Origin of the sequence: Herbaspirillum autotrophicum (assembly GCF_001189915.1) — a bacterium.
Taxonomy (GTDB): Bacteria; Pseudomonadota; Gammaproteobacteria; order Burkholderiales; family Burkholderiaceae_D; genus Herbaspirillum; species Herbaspirillum autotrophicum.
The window spans coordinates 79329-86400 of sequence record NZ_LFLS01000026.1 but is presented as its reverse complement, the minus strand read 5'-3'; the positions used below and the strand labels follow the sequence as shown (position 1 = coordinate 86400).

6 protein-coding genes are annotated in these 7072 nt (G+C 59.6%); 1 reads left to right on the top strand and 5 read right to left on the bottom strand.

The window, feature by feature from the left end:
• Positions 1-262, bottom strand: a 262-nt coding sequence (locus AKL27_RS28480; protein WP_232311031.1) for a hypothetical protein, incomplete at its 3' end; no start/stop codon positions are given.
• Here AKL27_RS28480 and AKL27_RS19010 point away from each other — a divergent pair.
• Positions 261-1796: a sensor domain-containing diguanylate cyclase gene (locus AKL27_RS19010; protein WP_050464420.1), complete on the top strand. Its 1536-nt coding sequence runs from the start codon at positions 261-263 to the stop codon at positions 1794-1796. The two genes, AKL27_RS28480 and AKL27_RS19010, sit on opposite strands and share 2 nt — an antisense overlap.
• A gap of 22 nt (positions 1797-1818) precedes the next feature.
• Here the strand turns inward: AKL27_RS19010 and AKL27_RS19005 are convergent, their stop codons facing one another.
• The 4 genes from AKL27_RS19005 to AKL27_RS18990 all read right to left on the bottom strand — a co-directional run bounded on the left by AKL27_RS19005 (position 1819) and on the right by AKL27_RS18990 (position 7058).
• Positions 1819-3474 (bottom strand): GMC family oxidoreductase, encoded by a 1656-nt coding sequence (locus tag AKL27_RS19005; protein ID WP_232311030.1) that lies wholly within the window; start codon positions 3472-3474, stop codon positions 1819-1821.
• Between the two features lie 91 nt (positions 3475-3565).
• Positions 3566-4303 (bottom strand): ABC transporter ATP-binding protein, encoded by a 738-nt coding sequence (locus tag AKL27_RS19000; protein ID WP_408609779.1) that lies wholly within the window; start codon positions 4301-4303, stop codon positions 3566-3568.
• Positions 4300-6141: a branched-chain amino acid ABC transporter ATP-binding protein/permease gene (locus tag AKL27_RS18995; protein ID WP_083439157.1), complete on the bottom strand. Its 1842-nt coding sequence runs from the start codon at positions 6139-6141 to the stop codon at positions 4300-4302. Before AKL27_RS18995 ends, AKL27_RS19000 begins: the two co-directional genes overlap by 4 nt.
• A complete protein-coding gene (locus tag AKL27_RS18990; RefSeq protein WP_050464418.1) occupies positions 6138-7058 on the bottom strand; it encodes a branched-chain amino acid ABC transporter permease in 921 nt (306 codons plus the stop codon). The genes AKL27_RS18995 and AKL27_RS18990 overlap by 4 nt, the downstream gene beginning before the upstream one ends.
• Positions 7059-7072 lie beyond the last annotated feature (14 nt).

The window sequence follows — 7072 nt, the reverse complement described above, 5'->3', positions numbered from 1 at the left end:
CCGCAGCGTCGCTTGCATAAAAATTCCCGCCTGCCTCTGCTTTATCGATTCGCCGAAAAACCGGTTCGGCAACGCCTCCCTGAAAAAAACACATGCCCGATGCCCTGCCGGCCTCTCTGCCACCGATTGCAGAAATGGCCGGAAATATCAATTTATTCGCTATTCCATCACCACCTGAAATGTTATAACTATTGCAACATCCGTATCGCGCATCCGGTGTCGTGTCGTCGTCATCCATTACATGAGGATTGTCAATTCGCATGCCATTACCGAGAGTTTTGCCCGGCTTTTACAGTACCCGGCTGGCAACCGTATTTGTTGTCCTGGTCTGCCTGTTGCTGTTGTTCATCGACAGCATGCGCAGTTGGGAAGCCAAAGAGCGTCGCCTGAGCGAGGCCGAGATGTCGACCTCCAACATGACCTGGTCCTTGGCGCAACATGCCGAAGCCACACTCAAGGAAGTCGACAGCATTCTGATCGGGCTGGTGGAACGGGTTGGCGTCGATGGCGCCGAACCGCCGGCCATTGATCGCCTGCGCGGCTTTCTGAGCAGCCGCGTGGCCAGCGTTGCGCAACTGCACAGCCTGTCGGTATTCGACCGTTACGGACGCCTTCTGGTGGATTCGCAAACCTCGATTTCGGCACCGCGTTACGGCGCCGATCAGGAATACTTCATCCATCATCGCGACCACGTCGATACCGGTCCTTATATCGGCGTACCGATCAAGAGCAAAACCGCCGGCGGCTGGATCATCACGCTGTCGCGCACGATCAAACTCAAGGATGGCAGCTTCGGTGGTGTTGCCCTGGCCAATATCGATATCCGGCACTTTCAGCAGTTTTACGACAGCTTCGACATCGGCCGCAACGGCATGATCTATTTCGCGCTCGACAAAGGCATCGTGCTGGCGCGGCGGCCATTGCGCAATGACTCGGTCGGCAAGGACATCAGCAATGCGCCGGCCTTCCGCGAATACATTGCCCACAGCAAGAGCGGCACCATCCTGATCCGCTCCTCGCAGGACGAGGTTGAACGGATTGTCAGTTACCGTCATCTCGACGGCTATCCGATGTATGTTGCCGCCGCGCTGTCGAAGGAAGAAGTGCTGGCGCCGTGGCTGGCCGACACTTACCTGCATTCTGCCGGCGTACTGGTGCTGGCAAGTGTGCTGGGAGTACTGGGTTCGCGTCTGGTGGCACAGTTGCGGCTGCGCATCCGTGCCGAACGCGATGCACTGGAAGCACGCGTGACACTGGAAAAACTGAACCAGACGCTGGAGAAACTAGCGTTGCAGGATAGTCTGACGCGGCTCGCCAACCGCCGCCAGTTCGACATCGTGATCGAAGATGAACTGAATCGCGCCAAGCGCAATCGCGGCTCGCTGGCGCTGATCCTGATCGATGTCGACCATTTCAAGCAATACAACGATATCTATGGTCATCAGGCCGGCGACGCCTGCCTGCGCCAGATCGGCAATACCCTGAAATCGTTCGAGCGACGTTCCGGCGATCTGGCAGCACGTTACGGCGGCGAAGAATTTACCGTCATCCTGTCGGACACGGATCGTGCCGGGGCGACGATTGTTGCACGCAATGTGTGTCAGGCGGTGCGCAATCTGGGCATCGCCCACAGCGCCAGTCCGGGCAGATCGGTGACCATCAGCATCGGCGTCAGCGCCTTTGACGTGGTCGAGCGTGATGATACTGCCGATGCCCTGATCGAGAATGCCGATCAGGCGATGTACATGGCCAAGGCTGCCGGCCGCGATCAGGTGCGATTGTTCATCGAAGCCTGAACGCGCGCCGGCGCCGCAAAAATCACTTGCCGCGAATCAGGTCGGAAGCCTTGTCACCGATCATCATGGTGGTGGCGCAGACGTTGGCCGATGGCATTTTCGGCATCACCGACGAATCGGCGATACGCAAGCCTTGCAAGCCGACCACCCGCAACTGGCTGTCCACCACCGCCATGGCATCGGTGGCCGGTCCCATGCGGGCAGTGCCATTCAGATGGTAAGAAGAAACCCCGTAACGACGCGCGAAATCGAGCAATTCGTCATCGCTGTCAATGGCCACGCCCGGCAAGGTTTCCTGTTCCACATACGGCGCCAGTTCCGGCGTCTGCAACAACTTGCGCGCCAGCCGCGCGCCGTCGATCAATACCCTGCGATCATTTTCGTGTTGCAGATAATTCGGCTCAATGACCGGATCGGCGAACGGATCATTGGATTGCACCCGCACATATCCCAGACTTTCCGGGCGATGCTGCCAGACGCCGGCGGTAATCCCCGGGTACTTGTCGAGCATGCCGACGTAACCTTCGCGATAGCTGGCCGGCGCAAACACGCCCTGCAAATCCGGCGCATCGAGGTCGGGACGGGATTTCCAGAAGTAATGCACCAGCGACGGGCTGAGCGCCATGATGCTCGGCTTTTTCAGCATCCAGCGTGCAATCTGCAACGCCAGTCGCGGACCGCGCGCCAGCTCATTGATGGTGACGCAGTTTTTCACGCGCGCCACCAGGCGAATCGAATAGTGATCGCTCAGATGTTCGCCGACGCCCGGTAAATGATGTTGCACTTCAATCCCGGCAGCCTTCAGATGCCCGGCATTGCCGATCCCGGACAACTGCAACAGACGCGGTGTATTGATCGCGCCGCAGCTCAGGATCACTTCGCGCCGGGCCATGACGCGGCGCAGATTGCCGGCATTGTTGCCGAGTACATATTCCACCCCGACCGCGCGCTTTTGTTCCAGCAACACGCGGGTGGCGCGGGCATTCGTGCGGATGGTCAGATTCAGGCGCGACTTCACCGGCGTCAGGAAGGTACGCGCGGTACTCATGCGCCAGCCATTGTCGATGGTGCGCTGAAAGTAACCGACGCCGGCCTGATCCGCGCCGTTGTAATCGGGATTGCGCGGCATGCCGAGGCCGGTGGCGCCCTTGATGAATGCTTCGCACAGCGGATGAATCCAGTCGATGTCGGTCACCGGCAATTCGCCGTTGCGGCCGCGATACTGATCCTCGCCGCCGATACGTTTTTCCATGCGTTTGAAGTACGGCAGCACATCGGCGAAACTCCAGCCGTCGTTGCCGAGCGCCGCCCAGCCGTCGAAATCGGCATGCTGGCCACGGTTGTAGACCAGACCGTTGACGGAAGTCGAACCACCCAGCGTGCGGCCTTGCGGCACCGGGATGCGGCGGCCATTGGTCATCGGCCCGGCTTCGGTCTGGAATTGCCAGGTGAATGCCGGGTTGAACAAGGTCTTGATGAAACCGGCCGGAATATGCAAAAACGGATGCCAGTCCGACGGCCCCGCTTCCAGCAGGCAGACCGTGGTCTTGCCATCTTCCGACAGCCGGTTTGCCAGAATCGCGCCGGCGGCGCCGGAACCGACGATTACATAATCAAAGTGATCGACCGCGCCGCTCACTTTGCCGCTGTTTCCCATTGCTGCACTGTTCGTACTCATGTCTGCCATCCGCCATTTGCGACGCCTGCGGCGTCCGGTTATGTGTTGCTGCCGAATCGGCTCGGTTCAGCCTGGTTCAGCCTGATGAAATTCAATGCCCGCCCAGATACGAAGCCCGTATCTTGGGATCGCTCAATAATTGCTGGCCGCTGCCCTGCAAGGTGATGCGGCCGGTTTCCAATACGTAAGCGCGGTCCGCCACTGCCAGCGCCTGATTGGCCATTTGCTCCACCAGCAAGATGGTCAGGCCATTGTCGCGCAAGGTCTTGATGCTTTGGAAGATATCGCGAATCACCAGCGGCGCCAGTCCCAGCGACGGTTCATCCAGCAACAGCAAGCGCGGCTTGCTCATCATGGCGCGCGCCATCGCCAGCATTTGCTGTTCGCCGCCGGACAAGGTCCCCGCCATTTGCTGCTGGCGCTCGCGCAAACGCGGAAACAGTTGATAGCCGTATTCCATGCTTTGTTCCAGCCCGGCCGGCTTGAGTTTCAGGCTGTAAGCACCGAGCAGCAAATTGTCGCGCACGCTCTGATCGGGAAAGACGCCGCGCCCTTCCGGCGACATGCTCAGACCGAGACCCAGACGCTTGTGCGCCGGCATGTTGCTGATATCCTGACCGCCGATGGCAATGCTGCCGCCCGACAACGGTTCCAGACCGGCGATGCTTTTCAGCAAACTGCTCTTGCCGGCACCGTTGGCGCCGATGATGGTGACGATTTCACCAGCCTTGACTTCAATCGATACATTACGCGCGGCTTCAATTGCGCCATACGATACCGACACGTTATCCATTTTCAGAATTACATTGCTCATATCTGCCTTGTTCATGCCGGCACCTCGGCGCCGAGATACGCTTCGATCACGCGCGGGTTCTGCTGGATTTCCTGCGGCTTGCCTTCGGCGATCTTGATACCGTAATCAAGCACGATCACGTGATCGGAAATACTCATCACCAGATCCATGTGATGTTCCACCATCAGAATCGTGATGCCGAGTTCCCGCACGCGCAGCAGCAACTGTCCGAGTTCGGCGGTTTCCTGCGGATTCAGACCGGCCGCCGGTTCGTCCAGCAACATCAGTTGCGGCTGGGTGGCCAGCGCGCGGGCCAGTTCGACCCGGCGTTGCAAACCATAAGGCAGACTGCCGGCCGGAATGTCAACCTGCTCCGCCAATCCGACAAATTGCAGAATCGCCATCGCATGCGCGCGGGCATCGGCTTCTTGCTTCAGCGCCTGCGGCAAATTGAAAAACGATGACCAGAAGCCGTTGCGCATGCGGCTGTGACGTCCGACCAGCACATTGTCGAGCACCGACAATTCACCGAACAGGCGCAGGTTCTGGAACGTGCGGCCAATGCCGCGCTCGCAAATCGCATGCACCTGGGTGCCCGAAATCACGTTGCCGCTGAGTGCGATATTGCCCTGATCCGGCGTCACGATGCCGGTCAGCATGTTGATCATGGTGCTCTTGCCGGCGCCGTTGGGGCCGATCAGCGCATGGATATGACCGCTGCGCAATTCGAACGAGACATCCTGCGCCGGCTTGACGCCACCGTAGGCCTTGCAGACGCCGGTCACCGCCAACAACAAATCGGTATCGCTGTGCGGACGTTGCTGTTGCAATGCCACCGGTGTCGCCGGCAAGCCGATGCGCTGCACCAGACCCAGCTTGCGCAACAACGGCGCCAGCAATCCGGCCACGCCTTGCGGCATCGCATACAGTGCAAACAGCAGCAATGCGCCATAGACAAAATGCTGGGCCGATGGCCAGCGCGACAGCATGGCGTCAATCACGGTCAGCAATACCGCTCCGAGCAAGGGGCCGAGAGTGGACCCGGCACCGCCGAACAGCACCAGCAACAGGATGAAGACCGACAGATTGAAGTTGATGAAGTCGGAATTGATGTACTGATTTTGCTGCGCCACCATGGCGCCGGCGATGCCGCAGGTCACGGCGGCGATCACGAAAGCCAGTACCTTGGCGCGATAGACCTTGATGCCGACCGATGCGGCGGCAATTTCATCGGCTTGCAACGACAACAGCGAGCGTCCCAGACGGCCGCGCAAGACATTGCGCAACAGCAGATGCGTGACGGCGCACAAGGCAATGCCGAACCAGACCCATTGCACATTGCTCAACGGCGCTTCGCCCAGACTCAGCGGCTTGATGCCATAGATGCCGGCAGCGCCGCCGAAGATGTCATCCCATTCGGTAACGATCTTTTCGATCACGGTACCGAATGCCAGTGTCACCATCGCCAGATACGGTCCCTTGACGCGCAGCGACGGCAATGCGATCAGAACCCCGCAAACACCGGCGACGACGCCGGCGGCAGCCATCGCCAGCCATGGCGACCAATTGAAATTGACGGTCAGGATCGCGGCCGTGTAGGCACCGGCGGCGAACAGTCCGGCCTGGCCCAGCGACTTTTGGCCGGCAAAGCCGACCAGTACATTCATGCCGGTGGCGCACATGAAGTACACGCAAATCATGAACAGAATGCGCAGGTAATAATCATTGCTGGCCAGCGCCGCCAGCACGGCGGCAATCGCGGCGATCACCAGCACCCCGAGCAGATGCGTCGGAAACGGCTTGCCGGTCACGCTCAGCGTACTCACCGGTGCTGCCTGGCGTGCCGCAGCGAGGGATACGGATTGCTTGCTCATACTTTCTCCACCAGTTTCTTGCCGAACAAACCATTCGGACGGAATGCCAGCACCAGAATCACCAGCCCGAACAGCACGATCTCGCGCCATTGGGCTTGCCACAGATTGATCATCGATTCCAGAATGCCCATCATGAAACCGCCGATCACGCAGCCGCGCGGATTGGTCAGGCCGCCAACCATGGCGCCGGAGAAACCCTTGAGCGCAATGCCCAGTCCCATGAACAATGACGCCGAAGCAATCGGCGCCAACAGGTAACCACTGAGTCCGGCCAGGCCGGAGCTGATGAAAAATGCGCCGAGCATGATGGCGTTGACATTGATCCCCATCAGGCTGGCGATGTTGCGATCATGGGCAACGGCGCGCATGGCCTTGCCGATCATGGTCTTGCGCATGACCCAGTCAAACACCACCATGATCACCAGCGCCACCGCGATCAGCAGCAATTCCTGCGAGCGGACGCCGGCGCCGAAAATGCGGATCACGTCTTCCCCAAGCGGGGCCGGTACCTTGACCGGTGCCGGTCCCCAGATCGCCAGTCCGACGCTTTGCAAAATGATGCCAAAACCAATCGTGCTCATCACCCAGGCCATACCGGGCTTGCCGGCGAATGGCCGCACCGCGCTCAGATACAGCACAATGCCCAGCACGCCCATCACCGCAACTGCCAGCAAGACCGCAATCAATTGCTCGCTGCCGTGCACTGCCAGCACATCGATGACGCTGCCCAGCGGCGCCCCGGTAAGCAGCAGCATCGCCGTAAATCCGATAAAGGATCCGGCGGAAACGAAATCTCCGTGCGAAAAATTCAGCGTCTTCGTGGTCGTGAAGGTAATGCTGAATCCCAGCGCCACCAGCGCATACGCGCCGCCCAGCGCAAGTCCGCTGAAAAGGGCCTGAAACAAGGCTTCTGTCATCTTGTTACTCCAAA